29 protein-coding genes are annotated in these 25,387 nt (G+C 70.2%); 22 read left to right on the top strand and 7 right to left on the bottom strand.

The features are described 5' to 3' along the window. Window positions 1-44 precede the first annotated feature (44 nt). The 3 genes from RM788_RS24100 to RM788_RS24090 form a co-directional block, all read right to left on the bottom strand. Window positions 45-296: a hypothetical protein gene (locus RM788_RS24100; protein WP_315934728.1), complete on the bottom strand. Its 252-nt coding sequence runs from the start codon at window positions 294-296 to the stop codon at window positions 45-47. Beyond that, entirely contained in the window at window positions 296-937 is a 642-nt protein-coding gene (locus RM788_RS24095; RefSeq protein ID WP_315934030.1) for an HNH endonuclease family protein, read from the bottom strand. Before RM788_RS24095 ends, RM788_RS24100 begins: the two co-directional genes overlap by 1 nt. A gap of 97 nt (window positions 938-1,034) precedes the next feature. After that, entirely contained in the window at window positions 1,035-1,661 is a 627-nt protein-coding gene (locus tag RM788_RS24090; RefSeq protein WP_315934029.1) for a hypothetical protein, read from the bottom strand. A 121-nt stretch (window positions 1,662-1,782) separates the two neighbouring features. On the opposite strand from RM788_RS24090, the gene RM788_RS24085 reads away from it, so the two are divergent. The 6 genes from RM788_RS24085 to RM788_RS24065 all read left to right on the top strand — a co-directional run bounded on the left by RM788_RS24085 (window position 1,783) and on the right by RM788_RS24065 (window position 7,344). Continuing rightward, window positions 1,783-3,072 (top strand): adenylosuccinate synthase, encoded by a 1,290-nt coding sequence (locus RM788_RS24085; protein WP_315934028.1) that lies wholly within the window; start codon window positions 1,783-1,785, stop codon window positions 3,070-3,072. Between the two features lie 485 nt (window positions 3,073-3,557). Further along, window positions 3,558-3,638 (top strand): putative leader peptide, encoded by an 81-nt coding sequence (locus RM788_RS53030; protein WP_399345067.1) that lies wholly within the window; start codon window positions 3,558-3,560, stop codon window positions 3,636-3,638. 62 nt (window positions 3,639-3,700) lie between these two features. Continuing rightward, a complete protein-coding gene (locus RM788_RS24080) occupies window positions 3,701-4,531 on the top strand; it encodes an ABC transporter permease (protein WP_315934027.1) in 831 nt (276 codons plus the stop codon). Next, complete coding sequence (locus RM788_RS24075; RefSeq protein WP_315934026.1) at window positions 4,516-5,217, top strand: ABC transporter ATP-binding protein; 702 nt, start codon at window positions 4,516-4,518, stop codon at window positions 5,215-5,217. The genes RM788_RS24080 and RM788_RS24075 overlap by 16 nt, the downstream gene beginning before the upstream one ends. Continuing rightward, window positions 5,201-6,217 (top strand): ABC transporter substrate-binding protein, encoded by a 1,017-nt coding sequence (locus RM788_RS24070; RefSeq protein WP_315934025.1) that lies wholly within the window; start codon window positions 5,201-5,203, stop codon window positions 6,215-6,217. The genes RM788_RS24075 and RM788_RS24070 overlap by 17 nt, the downstream gene beginning before the upstream one ends. Further along, window positions 6,214-7,344, top strand: a complete 1,131-nt coding sequence (locus RM788_RS24065) for an LLM class flavin-dependent oxidoreductase (protein ID WP_315934024.1) — start codon at window positions 6,214-6,216, stop codon at window positions 7,342-7,344. Before RM788_RS24070 ends, RM788_RS24065 begins: the two co-directional genes overlap by 4 nt. A gap of 53 nt (window positions 7,345-7,397) precedes the next feature. Here the strand turns inward: RM788_RS24065 and RM788_RS24060 are convergent, their stop codons facing one another. After that, on the bottom strand, window positions 7,398-8,528 hold the full coding sequence (locus RM788_RS24060; protein ID WP_315934023.1) for a glycerophosphodiester phosphodiesterase: 1,131 nt from the start codon (window positions 8,526-8,528) through the stop codon (window positions 7,398-7,400). 213 nt (window positions 8,529-8,741) lie between these two features. Between RM788_RS24060 and RM788_RS24055 the strand changes: the two genes are divergently transcribed. From RM788_RS24055 to RM788_RS24005, 11 genes are all read left to right on the top strand, one after another. Next, the gene (locus RM788_RS24055; RefSeq protein ID WP_315934022.1) at window positions 8,742-10,754 is read left to right on the top strand and encodes a TRAP transporter permease; all 2,013 of its coding nucleotides are present in this window, start codon (window positions 8,742-8,744) and stop codon (window positions 10,752-10,754) included. After that, window positions 10,747-11,736: a TAXI family TRAP transporter solute-binding subunit gene (locus tag RM788_RS24050; RefSeq protein ID WP_315934021.1), complete on the top strand. Its 990-nt coding sequence runs from the start codon at window positions 10,747-10,749 to the stop codon at window positions 11,734-11,736. Before RM788_RS24055 ends, RM788_RS24050 begins: the two co-directional genes overlap by 8 nt. A gap of 28 nt (window positions 11,737-11,764) precedes the next feature. Beyond that, entirely contained in the window at window positions 11,765-13,021 is a 1,257-nt protein-coding gene (gene purD, locus RM788_RS24045) for a phosphoribosylamine--glycine ligase (protein WP_315934020.1), read from the top strand. 134 nt (window positions 13,022-13,155) lie between these two features. Next, entirely contained in the window at window positions 13,156-13,602 is a 447-nt protein-coding gene (locus RM788_RS24040; protein ID WP_315934019.1) for a hypothetical protein, read from the top strand. Further along, window positions 13,602-14,201 (top strand): DUF3558 domain-containing protein, encoded by a 600-nt coding sequence (locus RM788_RS24035; RefSeq protein WP_315934018.1) that lies wholly within the window; start codon window positions 13,602-13,604, stop codon window positions 14,199-14,201. The genes RM788_RS24040 and RM788_RS24035 overlap by 1 nt, the downstream gene beginning before the upstream one ends. Window positions 14,202-14,210: 9 nt before the next feature. Then, entirely contained in the window at window positions 14,211-15,521 is a 1,311-nt protein-coding gene (locus RM788_RS24030) for a PPE domain-containing protein (RefSeq protein WP_315934017.1), read from the top strand. Continuing rightward, a complete protein-coding gene (locus tag RM788_RS24025) occupies window positions 15,518-16,291 on the top strand; it encodes an ESX secretion-associated protein EspG (protein WP_315934016.1) in 774 nt (257 codons plus the stop codon). Before RM788_RS24030 ends, RM788_RS24025 begins: the two co-directional genes overlap by 4 nt. A gap of 94 nt (window positions 16,292-16,385) precedes the next feature. Beyond that, the gene (locus RM788_RS24020) at window positions 16,386-16,958 is read left to right on the top strand and encodes an ESX secretion-associated protein EspG (protein WP_315934015.1); all 573 of its coding nucleotides are present in this window, start codon (window positions 16,386-16,388) and stop codon (window positions 16,956-16,958) included. Next, window positions 16,951-17,334 carry a hypothetical protein gene (locus RM788_RS24015; RefSeq protein ID WP_315934014.1) on the top strand — a complete coding sequence of 128 codons (384 nt, stop codon included), beginning with the start codon at window positions 16,951-16,953 and terminating at the stop codon, window positions 17,332-17,334. The genes RM788_RS24020 and RM788_RS24015 overlap by 8 nt, the downstream gene beginning before the upstream one ends. A 3-nt stretch (window positions 17,335-17,337) precedes the next feature. Next, a complete protein-coding gene (locus RM788_RS24010) occupies window positions 17,338-18,549 on the top strand; it encodes a transglycosylase SLT domain-containing protein (protein ID WP_315934013.1) in 1,212 nt (403 codons plus the stop codon). A gap of 430 nt (window positions 18,550-18,979) precedes the next feature. Next, a complete protein-coding gene (locus RM788_RS24005) occupies window positions 18,980-20,071 on the top strand; it encodes a pyridoxal phosphate-dependent aminotransferase (RefSeq protein ID WP_399344607.1) in 1,092 nt (363 codons plus the stop codon). On the opposite strand, the gene RM788_RS24000 is transcribed toward RM788_RS24005, so the two are convergent. Continuing rightward, window positions 20,068-20,613, bottom strand: a complete 546-nt coding sequence (locus tag RM788_RS24000; RefSeq protein ID WP_315934012.1) for a YwqG family protein — start codon at window positions 20,611-20,613, stop codon at window positions 20,068-20,070. The genes RM788_RS24005 and RM788_RS24000 overlap by 4 nt on opposite strands. Window positions 20,614-20,705: 92 nt before the next feature. On the opposite strand from RM788_RS24000, the gene RM788_RS23995 reads away from it, so the two are divergent. Together RM788_RS23995 and RM788_RS23990 are read left to right on the top strand one after the other, a co-directional pair. Continuing rightward, window positions 20,706-20,861 (top strand): hypothetical protein, encoded by a 156-nt coding sequence (locus tag RM788_RS23995; RefSeq protein WP_315934011.1) that lies wholly within the window; start codon window positions 20,706-20,708, stop codon window positions 20,859-20,861. 40 nt (window positions 20,862-20,901) lie between these two features. Beyond that, window positions 20,902-21,684 (top strand): potassium channel family protein, encoded by a 783-nt coding sequence (locus RM788_RS23990; protein ID WP_315934010.1) that lies wholly within the window; start codon window positions 20,902-20,904, stop codon window positions 21,682-21,684. Here the strand turns inward: RM788_RS23990 and RM788_RS23985 are convergent. Further along, window positions 21,661-22,254 (bottom strand): HAD-IA family hydrolase, encoded by a 594-nt coding sequence (locus RM788_RS23985; protein WP_315934009.1) that lies wholly within the window; start codon window positions 22,252-22,254, stop codon window positions 21,661-21,663. The genes RM788_RS23990 and RM788_RS23985 overlap by 24 nt on opposite strands. A 14-nt stretch (window positions 22,255-22,268) precedes the next feature. Then, entirely contained in the window at window positions 22,269-23,288 is a 1,020-nt protein-coding gene (locus tag RM788_RS23980; RefSeq protein ID WP_315934008.1) for a threonine aldolase family protein, read from the bottom strand. A 152-nt stretch (window positions 23,289-23,440) separates the two neighbouring features. Here RM788_RS23980 and RM788_RS23975 point away from each other — a divergent pair, with 152 nt between their 5' ends. From RM788_RS23975 to RM788_RS23965, 3 genes are all read left to right on the top strand, one after another. Continuing rightward, window positions 23,441-23,959 carry a SigE family RNA polymerase sigma factor gene (locus RM788_RS23975; RefSeq protein WP_315934007.1) on the top strand — a complete coding sequence of 173 codons (519 nt, stop codon included), beginning with the start codon at window positions 23,441-23,443 and terminating at the stop codon, window positions 23,957-23,959. Between the two features lie 23 nt (window positions 23,960-23,982). Further along, window positions 23,983-24,690: a hypothetical protein gene (locus tag RM788_RS23970; RefSeq protein WP_315934006.1), complete on the top strand. Its 708-nt coding sequence runs from the start codon at window positions 23,983-23,985 to the stop codon at window positions 24,688-24,690. A gap of 67 nt (window positions 24,691-24,757) precedes the next feature. After that, a complete protein-coding gene (locus RM788_RS23965) occupies window positions 24,758-25,339 on the top strand; it encodes a TetR/AcrR family transcriptional regulator (protein WP_315934005.1) in 582 nt (193 codons plus the stop codon). The last annotated feature ends 48 nt before the right edge of the window (window positions 25,340-25,387 follow it).

The following is a 25,387-nucleotide window of genomic DNA, read 5'->3' as shown; positions in this document are numbered from 1 at the left end:
TGATGGTCCGGAAGCCGTGAGGGGACCGGAGTCCCCCCACGGCGTCAGCCCTCGGGCCGGTTGAGCACCCCGACGAGCAGCTTGTGCACGGCGGAGAGGTCCTCCGGGTCCTTGAGCGCGCAGGCGCCACCCGTGAGGGCGTACCACTCGTCCGCTCCCTCGTAGCGCACCTCGGCCCGCACCGACCCGTCCTCGGCCAGCACGGTGCGCAGCTCCAGTTCGCCGGTGATCACGCCGACGTCGTCGGTCATGATCCCGCCGGGGCCCGCGACGAACGGTGACGAGTATTCGGCCATCAGCACCTTCCGAGCATGTCCTGCAACGCCGTCTTCTCCGAGGTGTTCACGGTAAGCGCCCACTTGTACTTCGTGCGCGTCCACATCTTCGCGTAGGTGCACCAGTACGACGTGAGCGGCGGCTTCCAGGTGGCGGGGGTCTGGTCGCCCTTGGACTGGTTCACGTTGTCCGTGACCGCGATCAGCTGCGGCCCGCTCAGGTCGTTCGCGAATTGCTGGCGCTTGGCCGTCGTCCAATTCCGCGCACCGGTGCGCCACGCGGCCGCCAACGGGACGACGTGATCGATGTCCACATCGGACGAGGCGGTCCAGGTGGCCCCGTCGTAAGGGCTGAACCAACTGCCGGAAGTGGCCGCGCAGCTCGAATCCGTGACCACGTTCGAACCATCGCGCTTGAGCACGGTCTCACGGGTGTTGCAGGCTCCCGAAACCGTGATCCAGTGCGGGAAGAGATCGCGCGAATAGCCCGTCATCGTCCCGTCGGTGGCCACCGTCAGGGCTGCTAGCTCGGTCTTCGCGGTCGCGGTGCTGGGGATGCTCGGTGGTGTCGCGCTCGCGGAGGTGACGAGTCCGAGTGCGAGCGCGGCGGTAGTCAGCAATGACAGGGCCGTCGTTCGGACGGCATTGTTGACCGTTGACATAATTCCGACCTTCCTTTAGGGGAATCGGAATTACTGTCGAGCTGTCGAACGGTTCAGGACAATGCTTTCCGGTTGATTCCCGAAAAATGGTTCGGGTTTACAGCCCGCGCACCAGTCGCAGATCCTCCGTGTGGCGGTACCAGGTCCACTTGTTCATCTGGCGGGGGTGCGCGATCCCGTCGGACGTCACGGCGGTCGGCAGGCAGCCGAGTTGGAACGCGCGGCCCGCGGTCTCGTTCACCTTCCGGCCGAGCAACCGCTTGTGGATCACCCGGACGATGAGCCCGGCGCCGCCCTCGGGGTCCGGCGTCACCTCCAGGCGGGTGGCCTGGCCGCGCAGCACGTTGTCGTCGTCGCAGTAGCCGACCCCGCGGACCGGGCTGATCACGCCGAGGCCGACCAGCACGCCGCCCGCGTCGTCGCGCAGCACCGGCACCCTGTCCGGGTCGCCGGACAGCGCCAGGTCGAGGGCTCGGCCGGTGTCGGTCGGCAGCCCCCACAGCGCGGCCACGGCCGAGTCCGGCGACGACGGCACGTAGGCCAGCGGCACGTCCGCGACACGCTCGGTCCGCAACAACCTCAACACCACCGCGTTGAGGTCCGCGTCGCTCCCCGCGACCACGAGACGCTGGTCACCCAAATCGGACACGATCGCGTCGACGTGGGCTTTTCCAGGTCGTGGGGGCACCCGGAGCACCTCGATGTCGTCACGCTCAGTGATCATTGGCGACTCGCTGTCGAGGCTGTCGTTTCCGCAGGCCAGCACGATTCCGCGCACCATCAACTCCTGGTCTACCCTCATGCACCGGCATTGCCCTTCCCAGTCCTAGCCCTTGGAGTTTCACATGTCGGCCGTAGTGCTGATCGGTGCCCAGTGGGGCGATGAGGGCAAGGGCAAGGCCACGGACCTGCTCGGGGAGCGCGTCCAGTGGGTCGTCCGCTACCAGGGCGGGAACAACGCGGGGCACACCGTCGTGCTGCCCAACGGCCAGAACTTCGCCCTCCACCTGATCCCCTCGGGCATCCTCACGCCCGGAGTGACGAACGTCATCGGCAACGGTGTCGTCGTCGATCCCGGCGTGCTCCTCGCGGAGCTGGGCGGGCTGGAGGAGAAGGGCGTCGACACCGACCGCCTGCTGATCTCCGCCGACGCGCACCTGATCATGCCGTACCACGTGGCCATCGATAAGGTCACCGAGCGCTACCTGGGCAAGGCCAAGATCGGCACCACCGGTCGCGGCATCGGCCCGTGCTACCAGGACAAGCTCGCCCGCGTCGGCGTCCGCGTGCAGGACCTGCTCGACGAGAAGATCCTGCGCCAGAAGGTCGAGGCGGCGCTGGACATCAAGAACCAGATGCTGATCAAGGTCTACAACCGCAAGGGCCTCGAGACCGACCAGGTCGTCGACACGGTGCTGGAGCACGGCAGCAAGTTCGCCTCCCGGATCGCCGACACCCGGTTGCTGCTGAACCAGGCGCTGGAGCGCGGTGAGACGGTTCTCCTGGAGGGCTCGCAGGGGACCTTGCTGGACGTGGACCACGGGACCTACCCGTTCGTGACGTCGAGCAACCCGACGTCGGGCGGGGCTTGCGCGGGGTCGGGGATCGGGCCCACCCGGATCACCACCGTGATCGGGATCCTGAAGGCGTACACGACCCGTGTCGGGTCCGGGCCGTTCCCGACCGAGTTGAACGACGACATGGGGGAGTACCTCCGGAAGACCGGTGGCGAAGTGGGTGTGACCACTGGCCGCAACCGTCGCACCGGGTGGTTCGACGCGGTGATCGCGCGGTACGCGTCACGGGTGAACGGGATCACGGACTACTTCCTGACGAAGCTGGACGTGCTGTCCAGCTTGGAGAAGGTGCCGGTGTGCGTGGCGTACGACATCGACGGGACCCGCGTCGAGGAGATGCCGATGTCGCAGTCGGACGTGCACCACGCGGTGCCGGTGTACGAGGAGCTGCCGGGGTGGTTCGAGGACATCAGCGGGTGCCGGTCGTTCGAGGAGTTGCCTGCCAACGCGCGGGCGTACGTGGAGTACCTGGAGTCGATCTCCGGGGCGAGGATGTCGGCGATCGGGGTTGGTCCTGGGCGGGATCAGACGATCGTGAGGCATGACATGCTGGGGTGAAGTGATCTTGGTTGAGGAGGGGCGGCCTTTGGGGGTCGCCCCTCTTTTTTGTGTTCGGGTGGGTGGCTGCGGGTTTCGGGGTGGTGGCCGGTCGCCGGTGGCTGGTGGTTGGTGGCTGCGGGTTTTGGGGTGGTGGGGGGTGGCTTCGGGTTCCGGCGTGCTGTGGCCGATTTGACTTGGGGACCCCTCTTTTCGGCCCTCGGCGGTCTGAAAGGGCAGGTGGTGAAGCCCTGCCCGCCGCCGCGAGGGTAGGGCCGAAACCCCAAGTCACATCGGCCACGTTCCGTGGCGCGTCTCGCGGTTCGTGGGTTGGTGGGTTTACTGCTTTGTCGGCTGCGGCTGCGGTTGTTGGTCTTCGGCTCCGGTCTTGGGGTGTGGTGGTTGGACCTTTTGCCTCGAAGGGTCGTGGACCGAGGTATGTCAGCATCCGGGACGGGGGTGTCCGTCCGTTGACATCGTGTTGTCCGGCACCAAAACTCGGTCCCATGAGTGGCCGCGAAGTCCTGGTTGCTCGTCTGCACGTCGATCTGCGGCGGCAGGCGAGCGCGATCTGTTGCGCGCGTTGATCAACTCTTCACCATCCGGGCGCTGACGCCCATCCCCTTTTCAGTCACCGCTGGGAGAAATCGTGTCGATTTCCACGGCGGGTGTACTCGCGCGCCCGGATGAGGGAACTACCGCGGCGGGGTCCACCCGGAAGCCGAAGAAACGTCGATTGCCCGACCTGCGTCGGTGGATCAGTCCGATCGCGCTGGTCGTCCTCTGGCAGGTCGCCAGTGCGAGCGGAGTGCTGCCGCCGGACAAGCTCGCGGCACCCCTCACCGTCCTGGACTCCGCTGTGGAGCTGATCGCCGACGGGCAGTTGGGCAGTGCCTTCGCGGTCTCGATCGGCAGGGTCGCGGGCGGGTTCGCCATCGGTGCGTTCATCGGTGCGGCGCTGGGTCTGCTGTCGGGGCTTTCGCGTTGGGGTGAAAGGATTTTCGATCCGCCGGTGCAGATGTTGCGGACGTTGCCGCACCTGGGGCTGATCCCGTTGTTCATCCTGTGGTTCGGCATCGGGGAGCAGCCGAAGCTGGCGCTGGTGGCGGCGGGTGTCGCGTTCCCCCTCTACCTGAACCTGCACGCGGGCATCCGGCAGACCGATCCCGGTCTCCTGGAGGCGAGTCGGGTCCTGGGCTACAGCGGGGTCGAGCGGGTGGTGCACGTGGTGTTGCCGTCGGCGTTGCCGCAAACGCTGGTGGGGCTGCGGATCTCGCTCGGGGCGGCCTGGTTGTCGTTGATCGTGGCGGAGCAGGTCAACGCGGACGCGGGTATCGGCTACCTGATCAACAACGCGCGGGAGTTCCTGCGCACCGACGTGGTCGTGGTCGGGCTGCTGGTCTACGCCCTGCTGGGCCTGGCCACCGACGGGCTCGTGCGGGCATTCGAAAGGAGGTTGCTCCGATGGCAAGCGCGGTGAGCGTTCACGGCCTGGTGAAGGAGTTCGGCGATCGGCGGGTGCTCGACCGGGTGGACCTCGACATCCGGCAGGGCGAGTTCGTGGCGCTGCTCGGGCGCAGCGGGTCGGGGAAGTCCACGCTCCTGAGAATCCTGGCGGGTCTCGACACCGATGTGCGGGGCGCGTTCGAGGTGCCGGGCAAGGTGTCCGTGGCGTTCCAGCAGCCGCGCCTGCTGCCGTGGCGGCGGGTGTGGCGCAACGTGTCCCTCGGATTGAGGGGTGTCGACGGGCGGGCGGTGGCGGAGAAGGCGCTGGCCGAGGTCCGGCTGAGCGACCACGTGGACGCGTGGCCGTTGACGCTGTCCGGTGGCGAGGCGCAGCGGGTGTCGTTGGCCCGCGCGCTGGTCCGGGAGCCGGACGTGCTGCTGCTGGACGAGCCGTTCGGCGCGCTGGACGCGTTGACCAGGCTCGCGATGCACCACCTGGTCGACCAGTTGTGGCGCGAGCACCGGCCCGCCGTCCTGCTGGTGACCCACGACGTGGACGAGGCGCTGCTGCTCGCCGACCGGGTCCTGGTGCTGGACGAGGGCCGGATCGTCGCTGAGCACCGCGTGAACCTCGCCCGACCCCGCAGGTGGGTGTCCCTTGTGGACCTCCGCACCCGAGTGCTGGCCGATCTGGGAGTGGACGATGTCGAAGCCGCGTAGGAACCTGCTGATCGGTGCGTTCGCCGCAGTGCTGCTGACGGCCTGCGGGACGGCGGCGACCACGTCGGGCACCGTCCCGGCCGCGGTGGGCGCCGAGGACCTGGCCAAGGTGACGCTGAAGGTCGGCGACCAGAAGGGCGGCTCGAAGTCGCTGCTCACGGCCGCGAACCTGCTCGCCGACACGCCGTACAAGATCGAGTGGGCCACGTTCACGTCCGGTCCGCCGCTGCTGGAGGCCGCGTCGGCCGGGGCGATCGACATCGGCGGGGTCGGCAACACGCCGCCGATCTTCGCGGCCGCCGCGAACGCCAAGATCGCCGCCGTCTCGGTGGCCAAGGGCAACGTGACCGGCGACGCGTTCCTGGTGCCCGGCGACTCGCCGCTCAAGGACGTCGCCGACCTCAAGGGCAGGAAGGTCGCCGTGGCCAAGGGCAGTTCGGCGCACGGCCAGGTGCTCCTGACGCTGCGCAAGGCGGGCCTGTCGACGAAGGACGTCACCCTGACCTTCCTCCAGCCGTCGGACGCCTACGCGGCGTTCACGCAGAAGCAGGTCGACGCCTGGGCGGTCTGGGACCCGTACACGGCCCAGGCCGAGCAGGAGGCGGGCGCTCGTGTCCTGGCGACCGGCGAGGGGACCGCGAACGGCTACACGTTCCAGGTCGCGGGCACGGCCGCGCTCTCCGACGCGGGCAAGAACTCCGCGATCAAGGACCTGCTCATCCGGCTGGCGAAGGCCCAGCAGTGGGCCGACGGGCACCGCGAGGAGTGGGCGAGGACGTGGGCCGGGGAGACCGGGCTGAAGGTCGAGGTCGCCCGCGCCGCCGTCGAGCGCGGCGGTGACCTGCCGGTCTCGCTCGACGACGCCGTCGTCAAGTCCGAGCAGGACCTGGCGGACGCGTTCAGCGAGGACAAGACGCTGCCCGGCAGGGTGGACTTCGCGAAGTTCACCGACCGCCGGTTCCAGGAAGACCTGAAGGCCGCCCGCGGAGGCAACTCATGAGCGTGACACTGCACTGGTTCCTGCCCACCTCCGGTGACGGCCGCACGATCGTCGAGCGGTTCCACGCGAACCGCACCCAGGGCGCGCCCGCGCAGCGCGACCCCGACATCGACTACCTGGCGCAGATCGCCCGCGCCGCCGAGGCGAACGGCTTCGTCGGCGTGCTCACCCCGACCGGCACCTGGTGCGAGGACGCGTGGCTGACCACCGCCGCGCTGATCGCCGAGACCAAGAAGCTGAAGTTCCTGGTGGCGTTCCGGCCCGGTGTCATCTCGCCGACGCTGGCCGCGCAGATGGCGTCGACCTACCAGCGGATCTCCAAGGGGCGGCTGCTGCTCAACGTCGTGACCGGCGGCGACGCGATCGAGCAGCAGCGGTTCGGCGACTGGCACGACCACGACCAGCGCTACGCGCGCACCGACGAGTTCCTGCACGTGGTGCGCAACGCGTGGACCGGGCAGCCGTTCGACTTCTCCGGCGAGCACTACCGGGTGGCGGGCGCGACCGTGCTGGCGGCGCCGAACCCGACGCCGCAGATCTACTTCGGCGGCTCGTCGGACGCGGCCCTCCCGGTGGCGGCCCGGCACGCCGACGTCTACCTGACCTGGGGCGAGCCGCCCGAGGCGGTGGCCGAGAAGATCGGCCGCGTCCGGGCGCTGGCGGAGGCGCAGGGGCGGAAGATCCGGTTCGGGATCCGGCTGCACACGATCAGCCGCGACACGTCCGCGGAGGCGTGGCTGGAGGCGGCGAAGCTGCTGGACGCCCTGGACCCGGAGCAGGTGCGCAAGGCGCAGTCGCAGCTCGGCGCCAGCCAGTCCGTCGGCCAGCAGCGGATGGTCGCCCTGCACGGCGGCGACCTCAGCGGGGGCGTGCGCGGCCTGGAGATCCACCCCGGCCTGTGGGCGGGCATCGGACTGGTGCGCGGCGGCGCGGGCACGGCGCTGGTCGGCAGTCACGGCGAGGTCGCCGACCTGATCGAGGAGTACCACTCGCTGGGCGTCGAGGAGTTCGTGCTGTCGGGCTACCCGCACCTGGAGGAGGCGTACTGGTTCGGGGAGGGCGTCCGGCCGGAACTCGCCAGGCGCGGCCTGCTCGCGGGTCAGGAGGACCTGGTCCCCGCGGGGTGAGACGACGAGGGCCTCCCGTTCCGCAGGGGGAACGGGAGGCCCTCGTCGAGCGCTCAGCGCCGGGTCGAGGCAAGCGCTTCCACGGCGGTGTCCGCGTTGTCGCTGAACAGCCCGTCGATGCCCGTGGCGAAGAACTTCGCGTACTCGTCGAACGCGCGGCCGTAGGCGGCGGGATCGGTGGAGGACCGGTAGTCGGCGGGCAGGAACGCGTTCTCGTTGCGGAAGGTGAACGGGTGCACGACCAGCTTCGCGGCGTGCGCGTCCTTCACCAGGTTCGTCGGCGCGAGCAGGAAACCGGCCGCGTCGCGCGGGATGATCCGGTCCTTCGACGGGCCGATGCCGTCGGCGTAGGTCGCGACCTCCTTGAGCCCGGCGGGCGTGACCAGGTCGTCGTAGGTGCGCTTGTCCCCGGCCTTGGTGAAGTCGTAGGGCGCGCCCGAGCCGTTGACCAGCTGCACGATCGGCACCCGCAGCGACCTGTTGAGGGTCTTCAGGTTCGCCACCTCGAACGACTGCACGAACACCTTGGCGTCCGGGCGGTTCAGGCCGTTGCGGTTGAGCGCGTCGACCAGCTTCGGCTCCAGCGCGAGCCCGATCTCCTGGAAGTACGTGGGGTGCTTGGTCTCGGGGTAGATCCCGACGTCGCGCCGCAGCTCCTTGGAGAGCCGCCGCTGGAGGTCGACGACCTCCTGGAACGTCGGGATCTCGAACCGGCCGTCGTAGAGGGTGTTGCGGGCCCGCGTCTCCGGGATGCGCTCCTTGGCGCGCAGCGTCTTCAGCTCGGCCAGCGTGAAGTCCTCGGTGAACCAGCCGGTCAGCGCCACCCCGTCGATCACCTTCGTCGCCTTGCGGCCCGTGAACTCCGGGTGCGACGAGACGTCGGTCGTGCCGCCGATCTCGTTCTCGTGCCGGGTGACGAGCTTGCCGTCCCTGGTGGAGACCAGGTCCGGCTCGAGGTAGTCCGCGCCCATCCGCACGGCCAGCTCGTAGGACGCCAGCGTGTGCTCGGGCCGGTAGCCCGCCGAGCCGCGGTGCCCGATGACCAGCGGGCCGTCGGAGTGCTGCCACCGCTGGGCGGAAACCCCGCCGGTGTCCTGCTGCGCCGCCGATGCGATGGGCAGCACCGCGATGCCTACGAGCGCCATGGTGGTGAGCACCACCCCGGCGAGAACCGTGCGCGCCATTGTCGACCTCCTCGTGTCCCGACTTCCACGGCGGCAGCTTCGCCTCGCGGAGCGTCATCCCGGCCACGTTATGAGGTCCCCGCGGCCACGTCACGGTGAACAGCGCGCAGCTGTTCGGTCGCGGTGCGCGATTGGCGGCGAAGATCTTCGGGGCTGTTCTGTGACGGCGGTCACGGGTACGGTGCGACCAGTTGATCGACATCGGGGGTGTCCGTGGCTGGTGTTCCAGTGGAGCGGGTCAGCTCCTCGCCGGAGGAGCGGCCGGACGTCGCGGAGCTGGTGGCCGAGTACGACGAGGAGCGCCCCGCCCGCGGGCTCACCGGGCGCTGGGAACTCGGCGTCGGGATCGCCGCCCTGGTCATCGCGCTGCTGGTGCTCAAGCAGGTGTTCGATCCCTTCAGCAAGGGCAACCAGTACTACCTGGTGGTGTTCCTCGGGCTGACGCTGCCGCTGGTCTTCCTGGCCTACCGGCCGTGGCGCTCGGCGGGCGACAGCCCCGGCCCCTTGGACTGGGCGCTCGCGCTGGTCGCGCTGCTCGTGGGCCTGTACCCGGTGCTCGGCGGCTACGACGCGTTCCTCGACCGGCAGGGGCAGCTGTCGACGCTCGACGTCGTCGCGGGCGCGCTGCTGCTCGTGCTGGTGCTGGAGGCCTGCCGCCGCACCACCGGGCTCGTGCTGCCGGTCGTGTGCCTGGTGTTCCTCGCCTACGCCTACTACGGCGGGTTCCTGCCGCAGGGCTGGGACGTCGCGCACGCGGGCATCGACTTCAGCCAGATCGTGAACGCGCTCTACAACGACGCGAGCGGGTTCTTCGGCACCCCGCTGGACGTCGCCGCGACCTACATCGTGCTGTTCACCATCTACGGCGCGGTGCTCGACTCCTCCGGCGCGGGCAAGTTCTTCGTCGACATCAGCTTCGCGGCGTTCCGCAACTCCCGCACCGCGCCCGGCCGCACCGCCGCGCTCTCCGGGTTCCTGCTCGGCACGGTGTCCGGCTCGGGCACCGCGACGACGGTCAGCCTGGGCGCGGTCACGTGGCCGATGCTGCGCAAGGCGGGCTACCCGCGGGAGAACGCGGGCGGACTGCTCGCCGCGTCCGGCATCGGCGCGATCCTCTCGCCGCCCACGCTGGGCGCGGCGGCGTTCATCATCGCCGAGTACCTCCGGACGTCGTACCTGGACGTGCTGCTGTGGGCGACCGTGCCCACGCTGCTGTACTACCTCGGGATCGTGCTCGCGGTCGAGGCCGACGCCCGCCGGTTCGGCGCGAAACCCGTCGCCGTGGACTCGCCGAGCGCGTGGAAGCTGTTGCTGCGCGGCGGTTACCACTTCCTGTCGCTCGGGATCATCGTGCTGTTCCTGGCGCTGGACATCCCGCCGTTCGCCGCCGTCGTGTACGCGACCGGCGTCGCCGCGCTGTTCGCGCTGGCCGCCAGGTGGCGTTCGCGCGAAAGCGGTTTCCTGGTGGCGTGGCTGCGATCCGTGGCCGACGCGCTGGCCTCGGGGGTGCGCGGCGCGCTGCCGGTGATCGCGGTGTGCGCGGCGGCCGGGATCATCACGTCCACCATCACCAAGACCGGACTGGGCCAGGTGCTCGCGTCCGCTCTGGTGCACGCGGCCCGCGCGGTGTCGTCGAACCCGACCGTCGTGCTGGCGTTGACGGTGGTGTTCGCGGCGGTCGCGGTCGGCGTGCTCGGCCTCGCCGTGCCGGTCACCGCGTCGTTCATCATCTCGTGGGTCGTCATCGGACCCGCGCTGGCCGATCTCGGCGTCGCCGCGCCGGAACGCGCGATGTTCATCTTCTACTACGCGGTCCTGTCCGAGGTGACGCCGCCGACCGCGCTGGCCGCCGTGGCCGCCGCCGCGATCACCGGCGGCGCGGTGATGAAGACGATGTGGCAGACGTGGAAGTACACGCTGCCCGCGTTCCTCGTGCCGATCGCGTTCGTGCTGACGGACAACGGGTCCGCGCTGCTGCTCCAGCGCTCGGCGGTGGACGCGGTGTGGGTCACCGCGGTGTCCGCGATCGGCGTGGCGGCGCTGGCCGTCGTCACGGGCGGCTGGCTGATCAGCCGGGCGGGCCTGCCGGAGCGCCTGCTCTGCGTGCCCGCCGCACTGCTGCTGCTGTACCTCCAGCCGGTCACCATCGCCGCCGGGATCGGGTTCCTGGCGGTGGCCGTGGTCGTGCACCTCGTGTTGCGGAAGGGGAGAACCCAGGATGCGTAGCTGGAACCTGAGGGTCGCGGTGGCCGTGCTCGCGGTCGGGCTGGCCGCCGCCGGGTGCGGGGGCAAGCGCGAGGCGGCCGTGTCCGGGGACGCGGGCACCGGCTCGTGCGAGGCGGCCGACGGGCGGATCACCATCGCGACCGGCAACGCGGGCGGCGTGTACTACGTCGTCGGCGGCGGCTTGGCGCAGCTGATCAGCGACAACACCAAGCTCAAGGCCACCGCCGCGGAGACCGGCGCGTCCGTGCAGAACATCCAGCAGCTCGTCGCGGGCAACTACGACGTGGCGTTCTCGCTGGCGGACACCGCCGCGGACGCGGTGAACGGTAAGGACGCGTTCGACGGGAAGCCGCAGAAGGTCAAGGCGCTCACCCGGCTGTACTCGAACTACACGCAGGTGCTCGTGCGGACTGACAGCGGCATCGACAGCGTCGCGGACATGAAGGGGAAGCGGATCTCCACCGGTTCGCCCAAGTCCGGCACCGAGGTGATCGCCAACCGGCTGCTGGCCGCCGTCGGCCTCGACCCGGCGGCGGACGTGCGGGCGCAGCGGCTGGACCTGACCAAGACCGCGGACGGCATGAAGGACGGCAGCATCGACGGGCTCGTGTGGTCCGGCGGCCTGCCCACCGCGCAGATGACCGACATCACCACCTCGTTGAAGGGCAAGGTGAAGCTGATCGACATCAGCGGCCAGCTCGACGCCCTGAAGAAGATCAACCCCGTCTACGACGTCGCCCCCGTCCCGGCCGCCACCTACGGTCTGGCCGCCGACGTGCCGACCATCGTCGTGCCGAACGTGCTCCTCGTGCGCGAGGACTTCCCGGCCGCCAACGCGTGCGCGATCACGAAGCTGATCTACGACAGGAAGGCCGACCTCGAAAAGGTGCACCCGGCGGCCAAGGACATCACGAAGAGCAAGGCCGCCGAGACCGATCCGGTGCCCCTGCACCCCGGATCGGAGCAGGCACTGCGGGGTTAGGCCGGATAGTCAACTACGCTGCTCCATCGTGCGTGTCCTGGTCATCGGGTCTGGCGCCCGTGAACATGCCCTTGTCCTCGCTCTGGCGAAGGACCCCGAGGTGATCGCGCTTGCCTGCGCACCGGCGAATGCCGGGATAGCGGGGCTGGCCGAGGTCTACGGGGTCGACGTCGGCGACGCCGGGGCTGTCGCCGCCCTGGCCGAGGAGTGGAACGCCGACCTTGTAGTGGTCGGCCCCGAGCAGCCCCTCGTGGCGGGCGCGGCCGATGCCGTGCGCGCCGCGGGCATCCCGTGCTTCGGCCCGTCGAAGGACGCGGCCCGGATCGAGGGCTCCAAGGCGTTCGCGAAGGACGTCATGTCCGCCGCGGGCGTCCCGACGGCGACGAGCGAGATCGTCGACACCTCGGCACGCCTGGACTCCGCGCTCAACCGGTTCGGCCCGCGCTGGGTCGTGAAGGACGACGGCCTCGCCGCCGGCAAGGGCGTCGTGGTCACCAGCGACCGCGCCGTGGCCCGCGCGCACGCCATGACCCTGCTCGAAGGCGGCCACCCGGTCCTGCTGGAGTCGTTCCTCGACGGCCCCGAGGTCTCGCTGTTCTGCCTCACCGACGGCACCACCGTCGTCCCGCTGCTGCCCGCCCAGGACTTCAAGCGCGTCGGCGACGGCGACGCGGGCCCCAACACCGGCGGCATGGGCGCCTACTCCCCCCTCTCGTGGGGCGGCCCCGACCTCGTCGACATCATCGTCAGCACCTGCGTGCAGCCCGTCGTCGACGAGATGCGCGCCCGCGGCAACCCGTTCACCGGCCTGCTCTACGCCGGGCTCGCCATGACCTCCACCGGCCCGCAGGTCATCGAGTTCAACTGCCGCTTCGGCGACCCCGAGACCCAGTCGGTCGTCTCCCTGCTCCGCACCCCCCTCGCCCGCCTCTTCCTGGCCGCCGCGAACGGCGACCTCGCCGCCCACCCCCCGCTCGACTGGGCCGACGGCTACGCCGTCACCGTCGTCATCGCCGCCGAGGGCTACCCCGGCATGCCCCGCACCGGCGACGTCATCGGCGGCAGCGAAGCCGAAGGCGTCCTGCACGCCGGCACCCGCCGCCGCGAGGACGGCGCCGTCGTCTCCACCGGCGGCCGCGTCCTCTCCGTGGTCGGCACCGGCGACTCCCTCGCCGACGCCCGCACCGACGCCTACGCCCGCGTCGCGAGCGTCCACCTCACCGGCTCCCACCACCGCACCGACATCGCCCTCAAAGCCGCGAACGGCGAGGTGACCACCCCGTAGGGGGTCCCATCCCTCCGCGAACGGCGGAACCGGCCACGCCCGGAGTTCGTCCAACCACAGGTGCGTCTCACGCCGGCGTTGGTAGCCTGCGAAGCGGGACCGGACCGTCACCGACCGCACGGGGGTAGGACGACGTGGCACAGGAGAACATGGCAGGCAACGCCCTTCTCGGCGCCGTCGCCACCGCCGGTGGCGCCGTGGGAGCCGCGGTCGGCGCGCTGTTCGCAGCCGAAGGCGCCATGGGCAAGATGCTCAGCGGCGGCGGGGCCACGCAGGGTTTCGAGATCGACCGGGGTTCGGTACTCGCCTCCGGCCAGGTCATCAAGGGCGAGATCGACAAGCTCCAGGGCAAGCTCACCGAGGTGAGCGGTGTGCTCCAGTTGAACGCCGAGGACGACGTCAACAGCGCGATCGCGAAAGCCTGGAACTCCCGCTTGGTGGAGGGCGACGAGTCCTACGCCGGTCGTGTGCGCCTTTACATAGCGAGCTTGCACGACCTGGTCGAACAGCTCCGCACGGCCGCTGAGAAATACGGTTTCACCGATCAGGAAGTCGTAGCCGCATTGGGGCCCAAGAGCTGATGTCCACATTCCGTTCCGGTTTCGCCCTGCTCGCCGCAGCCCTGGTGCTGGCGGGGTGTACCAGTGAGGTCGGTGGCAGCGCTGGGAGCGACACCACCGAAAAGGCTCCCGGAACGTCAAGCCCCCCTCCGACGACTTCCAAGAAGGCGCCCCAGCCGGTTCGGCCCAAGGTGATCAAGATCGACACCATCGACCCGTGCAGGGTTTTCGCCGATGACCAGGTCAAGCAACTGGGCGTCACCCCCGGCAAGCGGCAGGACGCCGACCTGGTCGAGAAGGGCAAGGCGCCCGGCTGCGTCTACCTGGCGAGCGGGAGCTTCACCTACCAGGTGGTCCTGATCCCCAATCAGGGAATCGACTACTGGCGTGAGGGGAGTGGCAACGTCGACCGGAAGGAAACCCAGGTCTCCGGATTCGACGCCGTCCAGACGAACTTGATCGGTCAGAGCGACCAGTGCAGCTTCTGGATCGACGTCTCGGACGGTCAGCTCGTCTACGTGAACTACCTGCCGATCAAAACCATGAAACTCGACCAGGTGTGCGGAAATGCGCAGAAGGGCGCTGAGCTGGCACTGGCGACGCTCACAACGTTGGCGTGAGGGAGAATCATGTCGTATGAGCAGCTTCCCGATTTCCGGTTCGAGGGTCGTGGCAACAGCGAACTCGCGCAACTGATCGCCAAGTTCAACTCCGGTGACAGCGCCCGCAGGTTCGGTGCGGCCTCCGACGGTCTGCGCGACCTGGCGGCGCAGTTGGCGGCGACCGATGACACCCTGCGCCGTGAGCTCGGCAAGCTCGGCGTCGCCTGGCAGGGTGCGGCGGGTGACAAGGCGGGGACCGCGTTCAAGGCGGAGGCCGACTACGCGGATGACATGAACACCAGCGGGCAGCAGAACTCGACCGCGACGATGGTGCAGAGCGAGTCGCACAGCAGTGCGCGCAACAGCATGCCGGAGCCCGCGAAGCTCAACGGTGCCACCGAGACGTCGTTCGTCGACGACGTCGGCGGGTTCTTCGGGTACGAGACCGATCACGCGGCCGAGGTCAAGGAGACCAACGCGGCGCGCGAGCAGGCGATCCAGGGCCTCACGCAGTACACGCAGGCGAGCCAGGCCGCGCTGGACGAGTTCCAGGCGCCGGGCAAGCCGCCGAACTTCGAGGTCACGAGCACGTCGTCGACGGGGGGCCACCCGGTCGGCACGGGCATCTCCGGGATCGGCAACCCGACGCCGGGCATTCCCGGTGGCAACACGGGCGGTGTTCCGGTCGGCGGTGTGGCGAACCCGCCCGGTGGCGGCGGGCTCGTGACGCCGCCGCAGCTCCCCGGCCGTGGCGTGGTGCCCCCCGGTGTGGTGCCCCCCGGTGGGGTGGTTCCGCCCGGTGTCGTGCTGCCGCCCGGTGGCACGACCGGCATCGCGCCTCCTTTCACCGGTGGCGGCACGACGGTCAACCCGACCGCGGCGGGGATGATGCCGAAGGGCGGCGGGTCGGGGCTGGGGATCGGGCTCGGGCTGGTCGGTGCGGCGGGGCTGGGCGCGGTGGTTGCCACGGCGAAGGGCGGGCAGGTCATCCGCGGCACGGGTGGGCCGGGAACCGGTGCGGCGCCGAAGGTTCCGGTCGCCAAGACGGGTGCGCCCGGTGTGGGTGGCAACGGCACGATCGGCAAGGGCACGTCCGGGGTCGCCGCGGGCGGCATGGCCGCCGAGGGCGAGGGGCGCGCGGCGGGGCGGGGCGCGGCCGGGGCCCGCGGTGGGGCCGGGTCGATGATGCAGCCCGCCGCCGCGGCCGGTGGTCGTGGCGCGCAGAGCGAGGAGGACGACGAGCACGTGCGCAAGTACGGAGTCGACTCCGACGACGTCTTCGGCGACGACCGGATGGTCGTCCAGTCCGTGATCGGTGAGGAACCCCAGAACAAGTGACATCCCCAGGCTCGGTCGTGCTTTCCACGCTGGAGTTCGACGTCGTGTGGGAGGCCGCCCGGCTGGTGCGGCGCAACGTCGCGCTGGACGTGCCGAGCCCCGGGATCACGCACACCGAGCGCGCGGAGTTCGTGCGCGGTGCGTGGGCTTCGCTCGAAGGGCGCGGCCTGGCCCGCGGGGGCCGGGTCGTGCCCGAGATCGCGGACGCGCTGGCGCTGCTGTCCAACCCGCAGGTCTCGTTCGACATCTGGATCCGGGCGGCGGGCCGCACGATCACCGGGCTCGCCGCGGCGGCCGGTGAGGACGCGGTGCTGGCCGTCGTCGACGGCGACGAGGTGTGGCTGATCGAGTCCAGGGGCAGCGCGCTGGCCGAGGCCGCGGTGTCCGTGGCCGGTGACATGCCCGCCGGTTTCGGGCGGTCCATCAGCCTGCCGAACGACGTCCTGCGCGCGGCATCCGACGAAGCCGGGCGCAGCGCCGAGAAGCTCGTGCTCGCCTTGGAGCGCAAGGGTTTGCCGCTCAGCGAGGCCCAGGAGCTCGCCCGCATGGCGGACGGCATGGGCACCCGCGGCCAGTTCGGCGCCGAACGCGGCCAGAACGGCGGCCCACCGCTGCGCGCGGGGCGCGTGGTCGCGTTCCACGACGCGTCCTCCGGCCGCTTCCTGCACCAGGTGCGCCCCAGCACGGACGGCCGCAACTGGAGCACGATCACGCCCGTCGACAACGCCCGGTTGGCCGTCTGCCTGTGGGAGCTGTTGCAGGAGGTCTGACCGCGGAACCGCTCCGCCCGCCGCCGCGTCGAAGGACCGAAGCGGGTTCGGGGGGTCCGGAGCCATGCCCGCGGCCATCGGGAGTTGACGTCTGGTGACCCCAGAGCGACAAACCACGAGTTCCGCCGCCTACCTGGCGGCCTGGGAACACCTCGACCTCGGCGCCATGCCGATCGTCCTGCACGTCGGGCACGACCGGCTGTCGGTCGCGGCGGCCTGGAGCGAGCTGGCCGACCTGGACCTGGTGCGCGGCAACGAGATCGACCCGTGGCTCGCGTCCGCGTTCAAGCTGCTGGCCAACCCGCCCCGCTCGGCCGACCTGCGGCTGGGCATCGGCCGTTCGGGGGTGCGCGCCCTGGCCGGGTCGGCCGGGGGCGGCGGTGTGCTGGCGGTGCTGCGCAACCAAGAGCTGACCGTGTGCGAGTTCACCCACGGGGACCTGGTCGGCGAACTCGTCGCGCTCGTGCCGCCGTTCACCCCGGACACCCTGCTGCGCGGCCAGTTCGGCGCCGCCGTGCTCGACCGGTCCGGCCGCAGGCGCCGGGCCGCGGACTTCGTCGACTTCCACGACGCGGCCACCGGCCGTTTCCTGTCCGACGGCACCGTCGCCGACGCCGGGGTGCTGGAGGAGAGGGTTGTCACGCTCCTGCGCGACCTCGATGGATGACTTTCGGCGTCAAACCAGGACGGAGCCGCCTCGCGGCTCTAATATCGAAGACGACTTCAAGGGGGTTGGCGTGGCTATCGCGAAGATCAACGCCGAGGCGATGGATCAGTGCCGGAGCACCGTATCCAGCCAAGCCGGACAATTCGGCGCGGTGGGTGACGGTTTCGCCAGCCAGTACGGAAATCCGGACATCTTCGGCAAGCTCGCCGGTTCAGGCGGATTGTCGTCCGCGGTGTCCGGTCTCGACAGCGCGGCGGGCACCGAGTTCGCCGCCGCCGAGACCGTGCTCGGCAAGGTCGAACGCGCCCTCGACAAGGTCCAGTCGTCCGTTGTCGACGTCGACGACCAAGCCGCCAACTCGTTCCGGATGGTGTGACCCATGAGTGCGAAGGACGAGGTCGCGGCCCTGCCCGGCGGCCAGGCGCTGGCCGCTCTGGCCGCGAAGGTCGACACCGCCCAGCCCGAGGCGGTCAGGGAGATCGCGACCCGCTGGAAGGAAGCCGCGGACAAGAGCGGTGAGAGCGGCAACGCGGTCCAGCAGTCGGTGAACCAGTTGGACGGCGCTTGGGAAGGTGTGTCCGCGGACGGATTCGTCGCGTACATGGGCGAATTCACCAAGGGCGGCAATTCGCTCAAGGACGCGCTGACGAACGCGGCCACCGACCTGGAATCCGCCGCCGCCGCACTGGAAACCGCGAAGACCTCCATCACCCGCATCTGCGAAGACCTGCTCAGCGCCGCCCGCAGAACCCGCCAGCAGAACCCCGACGCCCCACCCGCCGACGTCGACGGCCTCATCCAGGGCCTGTGCGCGGACGCCGCAAGCGACGCCCAACCCGTCATCGCGACCGCCGACAACGCCCTCAACACCGCACTGGGCGCCATCAAGGGCCGCGCCGACGCCATCGCGCCCAAGTTCTCCACCATGGGCGACCCCACCATCCAGAAATTCGTCCCCTCCACCGACAACCCCGTCGAGTGGACCCCCAAGCCGGAGGCCGACACCTCCACCTCCAGCGCGACCGCCCCCACCACCCCCCAGGACACCGCCCAGCAGACCAGCAACGCCCCCACCGGCAGCGCCCCCACCAGCGGTGGCAGCAGCACTGGCGGCGGCAGCTCGTTCAGCGGCGGTGGCGGTGGCGGCGGCGGTGGTGAAACCGGAGGAGGAGGCGGCGGCGGCTTCGGCGGCTACGGCTCCAGCGGCCCACCCCCGAGCAGCGGCCCACCCCCCGGCAACGTCGACCAGTGGATCCGCGAGGCCATCAAGATCCTCCAGGAAAACGGCATCCCGGTCACCGACGCCAACATCGACGAAATCTGGACCATCATCGAAAAGGAGTCCGGCGGCAACCCGCACGCCCTCAACGACTGGGACTCCAACGCCGCCGCAGGCACCCCCTCAAAGGGCCTGATGCAATGCATCGACCCCACCTTCCAGTCCTACAAACTCCCCGGCCACGACGACATCTACAACCCGATCGACAACATCATCGCCGGCGTCCGCTACACCTTCAGCCGCTACGGCGGCTTCGAAGGCCACCCCGGCCTAGCCTCCATGGCAGGCGGCGGCGGCTACCAGGGCTACTAGAAAACATTGAAGGCCGCCGAGCCCACAAAGCCCGGCGGCCTTCAACACAACCCAAGCCCACCCAATCCCCCATCGGCGCAGCCGCCCACCCGCACCCGACGCGGAGCGTCCGCCCGCTTTGCCGACGCGCAGCGAGGTGCCCTGTCCGACGCGCAGCGAGGATGCCCCGTCGGCAAAGCCGATGCTGGCGAAGCCAGACCTACCCCTGCCCCCGATACACAGCGCCCTCCTGCACTGCCCTTGTTTGTCAAGGCATCTTTCCCGCCTTGACAAACAAGGGCAGTGCATTGAGACAATCGCGCGCCGGGGGCCGGGCTTCGCTTTCCCCGAACCCACCCCACCTGGCCATTAACCTGGCCTCATGCCCACCCCCACCCGCCTAACCACAGCCACAAGAGCCGACATCCCGCCCTTCCACGTAATGGACGTCATGTCCGCCGCCGCCAAACGCCAACGCACCCACGGCGACGTCATCTCCTTCGCGGCCGGCCAACCCTCCAGCCAAGCCCCCACCCCAGTCCTCAAAGCAGCCCAGCGAGCCCTGCGAACCCACCCCCTCGGCTACACCGAACAACTGGGCATCCTCGAACTGCGCACAGCCCTGGCCACCCACTACCACCGCCAGTACAACCTCGACGTCACCCCAGAAGACGTCGTCATGACCACCGGCTCCTCCGGCGCATTCCTCCTGGCCTTCCTGGCAGCCTTCGACCCCGGCGACCGAGTCGCACTGGCCCGCCCCGGCTACCCCGCCTACCGCAACATCCTCAAAGCCCTCGGCTGCGAAGTAGTAGAACTCCCCTGCGGCCCAGAAACCCGCTTCCAGCCCACAGTCGAAATGCTCGACAACATCGGCCCCATCAAAGGCCTGGTCGTAGCCAGCCCGGCCAACCCCACAGGCACAGTCCTATCCCCCCAAGAACTGGCCGCCCTGACCGACTGGTGCACCCACCACAACGTCCAACTGATCAGCGACGAGATCTACCACGGCATCGGCTACGGCCGCCCCCAGAGCTGCGCCTGGGAAACCTCCAAAGAATCCATCGTCGTCAACTCCTTCTCCAAAGCCTTCGCCATGACCGGCTGGCGCCTCGGCTGGATGCTCGCCCCCCGACACCTGCACCGGGCCATCGACCGCCTCACCGGCAACTTCACCCTTTGCCCCCCGGCCCTGGCCCAACACGCCGCCATCGCAGCCTTCGACCCCGATTCCTACCGCGAAATGGACCTGCTGGTCGCCGGCTACAAAACAAACCGCGACCTGCTCCTGACGGGCCTCAAAAACCTGGGCATCGACAAAGTTGCCCCAGCCGACGGCGCCTTCTACGCCTACGCCGACATCAAGCACCTGACGGACAACTCCACGGCCTTCTGCCACCAGCTCCTCGAGGACACCGGCGTCGCCATCGTCCCCGGCATCGACTTCGACCCCGTCCACGGCCACGACTTCATCCGCTTCTCCTTCGCGGGCGCCACCGCCGACATCGAGGAAGGCCTCCGCAGGCTGGAAGCCCGGCTCTAGTGGCACTGCCACAGGAACCGCCCCACACCCGCCATCTCGTCCACGAACGCGTACCCCGTCCCCGCGTCCCCGAAGTTCGGCTCCTCCTCGAACGGCAGGCTGCCGAACTGGGCGAGGAACCGGTAGTTCCCCTCCGGCCACTCGTTGTTCTGCACCCACTCCGGGTACCCGCCCACGAGGTTGTCCGCGGAGCCGGTCTCCCCTCGCGTGGGCATCAGGTCGACCGCGAAGTCCGGCCCGTACGTCGGCCCGGTCGCCTGCTCCGACACCTGCACGAACGAGGGCACGGGGCCGCCGGGCTGCACGAGGCAGGCGTTCTCGCCGCCCTCGGGCTCCCACGTGTCGTCGACGTGCTGCTCGTCCTCGGTCATGAACAGGTACACCAGCCGCTCGCCGGGCAGCGCGATCTGGCCGAGGAACCGCATCGGCGTGCCCAGCTGCCGCGAGAGCGGCCAGGTCGGGGTGTCCAGCCACACGGGCTGGCCGCCGAACTTGGTGACGGGCGCGGTGATCGGTTCGCTGGGTGTGAAGACGGGACGCATGGGACTGTTGTACCTGGGTGCACCGACAATTCCGGGAACCGACAAGCCGGCGCGGTCGTTCACCGGGTGAGCAACTTCAGGGGGAGGACATCATGATCCGGATCATCGCTGTGCTGCTGGCCATCTGGTTGGCGCTGACGATCCTGGGCGCCGTGGTCAAGGGCCTGGTGTGGTTGGCGGTCATCGGGGGCGTCCTGTTCCTCGCCACCGCCGCCTACGGCGCGATCAAGGGCAAGTCCAGGACCTGAACCACTGGAAAACCGCAGGTCGAGAGTTCACTATGGACCAATGCTCCAAGCGGACGAACGCCGCCTCGTCGCCTGGGAGAACCGCGCCGAGTGGCCGCTGACGGGCCTCGCGGTCGTCTTCCTGGTCGCCTACGCCTGGCAGGTGCTGGACGACGGCGCCACACCGGGCGTGCGGACGGTGCTGGAGATCGCCCTGTGGGTGGTCTGGTTCGTGTTCGCGGTGGACTACGCGGTCCGGCTCAAGCTGGCCGTCAACAAGCCGAAGTTCATCGTTCGGCACCTGTTCGACCTGCTCGCGGTGCTGCTGCCGATCGTGCGGCAGCTCCGCGTCCTGCGCCTGATCACGGTGCTGAACGTGCTGAACAAGCGGTTGGCGGGCAAGATCCGCCAGCGGGTCGGCATCTACGTCGCCGGTGTCACGCTGATGGTCGGCCTGTGCGCGTCGCTGGCCGTGCTGGACGCCGAGCGGCACCACGAGAACGCCACCATCACCACGTTCGCCGACGCGGTGTGGTGGACGCTGACCACGATCTCGACGGTCGGCTACGGCGACCGCTACCCGGTGACCTGGGAGGGCCGCATGGTCGCGGGCCTGCTCATGGTCGGCGGCATCGCCCTGCTGGGTGTCATCACGGGAACGATCGCGTCGTGGCTGGTGGAGAAGCTCAGCGGCGTCGAGCAGCAGCTCCAGCGCGCCGATGACGAGCTCGTCGCCGAGGTCCGCTCGCTGCGCACCGAGCTGGCCGAGCTGCGCGCGGAGCTGCGGGGGACCGCGCTCGGCGCCCCCGCGCTCAACCAGTCAGCCGGCCCCGAGCACGCCTAGCCGCACCAGTTCCTCCCGCGCGGGCACGGCGCCGAGCCACAGCACGCCGCCCATGCCCGCCGCGAGCGCCCCGTCGATGTTGGTCTGCCGGTCGTCGAAGAACACGCAGTCCTCCGGTGCCGCGCCGAGCTGCTCGGCCAGCGCCGTCCAGATCTCCGGGTCCGGTTTGGCCACGCCGAGGTCGCCGGAGAACACCAGGTGCCGGAAGTCCTTCGCCCACTCCTGCCGCTCCGCGACCCGGCCGAACGACGACGGCGCGTTGGACAGCAGCGCCAGCGGCAGGTCGGCCAGCTCGTCCAGCAGCGCCAGCGACTCCGGGTCGGGCTGCAACCAGCCCTCGATGTCCACCTCGGTCAACTCCGCCGCCAGCTCCGGTGTCACGGACGCCCCGACGATGCCGCCGACGGCCCGCCAGTACTCCAGGTCGGACTGCCCGCGGTCGTAGGCGTCGCGCACGGCCCAGTAGCCCTCGCCGAACGCCTCCGCCGACACCCCGAGCATCGACGCCATCGTCGGCAGGGCCGCGGTCCTGGTGCTGATGACCTCGCCGTAGTCGAACACGATCCACATGGTCCAACGCTCCCTCAGCTCGCGGACGAGATCCGGCGCAACGTCTCCTTGATATCAGCCTCGGTCACATCGCGGTGGGTGACGAAGCGGAGCTTGCCGCCCATCGGCCCGGCGTAAACGCCCAGGTGCCGCAGCCCGGTGAGGGTGACCTCCAGGTCCGGCACCTCGGCGAGCACGATGTTCGTCTCCGGCGTCGGCACGGTCCAGCCCAGCTCGACCAGCCCCTCGGCCAGCGTCCGCGCGTTCACGTGGTCCTGCGCGAGGTCGTCGATCCGGTCCAGCCCGACCAGGCCCGCGGCCGCGAGCACGCCGCCCTGGCGCACGCCGCCGCCGAGCATCTTGCGCGTCCGCCGCGCCTCGGTGATGAACGTCGGCGACCCCGCCACCACCGATCCCACGGGCGCGCCGAGGCCCTTGCTCAGGCACACCTGCACGCTGTCGACCCCCACGGTCAGCGCGGCGGGCGGGACCCCGAGCGCCACGGCGGCGTTCCACAGCCGGGCGCCGTCGAGGTGGACGCGCAGCCCGGTCTCCTTGGCCACCGACACGAGCATCGCGTGCTCGTCGGGCTGGGTGACCGTGCCACCGGCGTAGTTGTGCGTGTTCTCCAGGCACAGCAGCGTGGTGCGCAGGTCGTAGTACGGCCCCTCGGCGCCCGCGGCGGCCCGGATCGCCTGCGCCGAGGCCCGGCCGGGGGCCGCGTCCCACTCCAGCGCCTGCGGCATGCCGCCCGCCAGCCACGCGCCGGTGCCCAGTTCGGCGTCCAGCACGTGCGCGCCGACCGGCGCCAGGAACCGGTCGCCCCGGCGCAGGTGGATCATGAGCGCGATGAGGTTCCCCATCGAACCGCTCGGCACCCAGAGCGCCGCGTCGACGCCGAGCAGCTCGGCGACGCGGTCCTCCAGCGCGCGCATCGTGGGGTCGTGGTCGATCACGTCGTCCGCGACCTCGGCCGCGGACATGGCGAGGCGCATGACCTCGTCCGGCTGGGTCACGGTGTCCGAGCGGAGGTCAATGGGTGAGAGCTGGGTCACGAATGGATCACATCACACCGGACGGGTGCACACCGAACGCGAGCCGCAGTAGGACGATGGGGGTGACGCACATCTCCCGAGGTGTCCGTGCAACCGTTGGCCCCCCGAGTTACGTCCCGTATTCGCAAGCACGACGAGCGGAGAGAGTCCGCGTGGACCAGCACGACGAGCAGGAGTTCGCGGAGTACTTCGCAGCTCGCCGGGAGGCCGTGCGCCGAACGGCGTTCCTGCTCTGTGGTGACTGGCACCGGGCGGACGACTTCGCGCAGACGGCCTTCGTCGCGCTGCACCGCAGGTGGCGGAAGATCCGGGACAAGCAGGCCCTGGACGCCTACGTCCGCCGCTCCGTGGTGCGCGCGGTGATCGACGAGTCCCGGCGGCCATGGCGGAGGGAGCGGTTCGTTGACCGGCTACCCGAGGCGGCCGCGGGCGACGGCGAGATCGGTGACGCGGTCGCCACGCGGGAAGCGCTGGTCCAGGGCTTGCGGCGGGTGCCTCCGCGACAACGGGCGGTGCTCGTGCTGAGGTTCCTGGAGGGTTTGGACGTGGCGGGAGCGGCCGAAGCGCTGGGATGCTCGGAGGGCACCGTCAAGAGCCAGACCTCACGAGGGCTGGCGGCGCTCCGCGAAGCCCTCGGCGACGCGATCGACGACTTGCGACCGGCTTCGTGAACACGTCGGGGAGGTGGATGTAGGTGGACGAGAAGAAGCTCGCCGAGCTGTTCAACGACGCGGTGCGGGACGCGCCACCGCCGTCCTTCGACGCGGGCGACGTGCGCACGGCGTCCGACCGCGAGACCAGGCGGCGCCGCTCCGCCGTCGCGCTCGGCTCGACGATGGCCGCGGTGGTCCTGTTCGGCGGTGTCGCGCTCGGCGCGGGCCTGTTCACCGGCGAGGCGAGCAACTCGGCCGACCGCAGCGGGGTCGCGGGCTCGGTGGACGTGCCCAAGGCCGCCACGCCCTACGGCGCCCAGTCCGCCGAGAGCGCGCCCGACGAACGCGGCGTTCCGTCGCCCAACAGCGTCCCCGGAGGCACTTCCTTGCAGGGAGAGGCGTCTTCGGGGAGCGTCAGCCCTCCGGCTGACGGCACCCCGAGCGGGTGCACGGTCGACCGGGAGCTCGCCAACGCCCTCGCTGGCGAGCTCCCGGCCGATGCCTCCACGGCCGTCGCCCCGGCGGCGGTCACCTGCCCCACGGGGTCCAAGGCCGCCTCCTACGCCGTGGACGGCGGCGCGTTCTACGCCGTCGTCACACCCGGCAGGCAGCCGCTGGACGACGCCGCGGGCGCGCCGCTGACGGGCAAGCCGACCAAGAACGGGAACACGCTGTACGTGGTCACCGACGCCCCGGCGTTCGCGACCAGGGTCGACGCGATCTCGTCGAAGCTCCGCGGGAAGTTCTAGCGGCCGTGAGGTGCGCTCGGCCCCGACCGTGCGAGCGGGTGGCGTCGACATGGGACGATGGACCGCTATGACCGCAGCAACACCCAAGGGCGAGCGCCGACGTCAGGCACTCGTCGAGGCCGCCATCGGCCTGCTGGTCGACGGCGGGTTCGACGCGGTCCGGCACCGGGCGGTCGCGGAGCGCGCGGGCCTGCCGCTGGCGTCCACCACGTACTACTTCGACTCGCTCGACGAGCTCATCACCGTCGCGCTCGACCACCACGGCCGCGCCGAGATGGCGTACGGCAAGGCGCGGCTGGCCGAGCTGGACCCGGCGGAGTGCGGCGGCGACGCCTTCACCGACCTGGTGCTCGACCTGCTGCTCGGCCCGCCCGGCGACGTCGAGGCGGTCGTCCTGCGCTACGAACGGCTGGTCGCGACCGGCCGCCGCCCGTTCCTGCGGCCCGTCATGCGCGAGCTGAGCGGCGAACTCCACGCGCTGATGCTGGCGATCTTCACCAAGGCGGGCAAGAACGTCACCGCCGACCACGTCGCCGAACTGATCGCGCTGGTCGACGGCGCCGTGGTGAACGCGCTGGTCGAGGTCAGCCCCGACCCCAGGGCGGCCGCCCACCGGATGCTCACCGTGGCGCTGGCGCGAACCTCCTGAGCCGTCGTGCAACCCCGCTCGGCGGCGACGCGTAAGTAGGGGTGAGTG

The sequence above is a fragment of the Umezawaea sp. Da 62-37 genome (assembly GCF_032460545.1).
Lineage (GTDB): Bacteria > Actinomycetota > Actinomycetes > Mycobacteriales > Pseudonocardiaceae > Umezawaea.
The sequence above is the reverse complement of the archived record's forward strand: the minus strand, read 5'-3'. Positions and strand labels throughout refer to the sequence as shown.

Bases quoted from the DNA above. Each gene is read 5' to 3' on its own strand.
- RM788_RS24100 (WP_315934728.1), bottom strand. From the start codon at position 296: ATGGCCGAATACTCGTCACCGTTCGTCGCGGGCCCCGGCGGGATCATG.
- RM788_RS24095 (WP_315934030.1), bottom strand. From the start codon at position 937: ATGTCAACGGTCAACAATGCCGTCCGAACGACGGCCCTGTCATTGCTG.
- RM788_RS24090 (WP_315934029.1), bottom strand. From the start codon at position 1,661: ATGATCACTGAGCGTGACGACATCGAGGTGCTCCGGGTGCCCCCACGA.
- RM788_RS24085 (WP_315934028.1), top strand. From the start codon at position 1,783: ATGTCGGCCGTAGTGCTGATCGGTGCCCAGTGGGGCGATGAGGGCAAG.
- RM788_RS53030 (WP_399345067.1), top strand. From the start codon at position 3,558: ATGAGTGGCCGCGAAGTCCTGGTTGCTCGTCTGCACGTCGATCTGCGG.
- RM788_RS24075 (WP_315934026.1), top strand. From the start codon at position 4,516: ATGGCAAGCGCGGTGAGCGTTCACGGCCTGGTGAAGGAGTTCGGCGAT.
- RM788_RS24070 (WP_315934025.1), top strand. From the start codon at position 5,201: ATGTCGAAGCCGCGTAGGAACCTGCTGATCGGTGCGTTCGCCGCAGTG.
- RM788_RS24065 (WP_315934024.1), top strand. From the start codon at position 6,214: ATGAGCGTGACACTGCACTGGTTCCTGCCCACCTCCGGTGACGGCCGC.
- RM788_RS24060 (WP_315934023.1), bottom strand. From the start codon at position 8,528: ATGGCGCGCACGGTTCTCGCCGGGGTGGTGCTCACCACCATGGCGCTC.
- RM788_RS24050 (WP_315934021.1), top strand. From the start codon at position 10,747: ATGCGTAGCTGGAACCTGAGGGTCGCGGTGGCCGTGCTCGCGGTCGGG.
- RM788_RS24035 (WP_315934018.1), top strand. From the start codon at position 13,602: ATGTCCACATTCCGTTCCGGTTTCGCCCTGCTCGCCGCAGCCCTGGTG.
- RM788_RS24030 (WP_315934017.1), top strand. From the start codon at position 14,211: ATGTCGTATGAGCAGCTTCCCGATTTCCGGTTCGAGGGTCGTGGCAAC.
- RM788_RS24015 (WP_315934014.1), top strand. From the start codon at position 16,951: ATGGATGACTTTCGGCGTCAAACCAGGACGGAGCCGCCTCGCGGCTCT.
- RM788_RS24010 (WP_315934013.1), top strand. From the start codon at position 17,338: ATGAGTGCGAAGGACGAGGTCGCGGCCCTGCCCGGCGGCCAGGCGCTG.
- RM788_RS24005 (WP_399344607.1), top strand. From the start codon at position 18,980: ATGTCCGCCGCCGCCAAACGCCAACGCACCCACGGCGACGTCATCTCC.
- RM788_RS24000 (WP_315934012.1), bottom strand. From the start codon at position 20,613: ATGCGTCCCGTCTTCACACCCAGCGAACCGATCACCGCGCCCGTCACC.
- RM788_RS23995 (WP_315934011.1), top strand. From the start codon at position 20,706: ATGATCCGGATCATCGCTGTGCTGCTGGCCATCTGGTTGGCGCTGACG.
- RM788_RS23990 (WP_315934010.1), top strand. From the start codon at position 20,902: ATGCTCCAAGCGGACGAACGCCGCCTCGTCGCCTGGGAGAACCGCGCC.
- RM788_RS23985 (WP_315934009.1), bottom strand. From the start codon at position 22,254: ATGTGGATCGTGTTCGACTACGGCGAGGTCATCAGCACCAGGACCGCG.
- RM788_RS23965 (WP_315934005.1), top strand. From the start codon at position 24,758: ATGACCGCAGCAACACCCAAGGGCGAGCGCCGACGTCAGGCACTCGTC.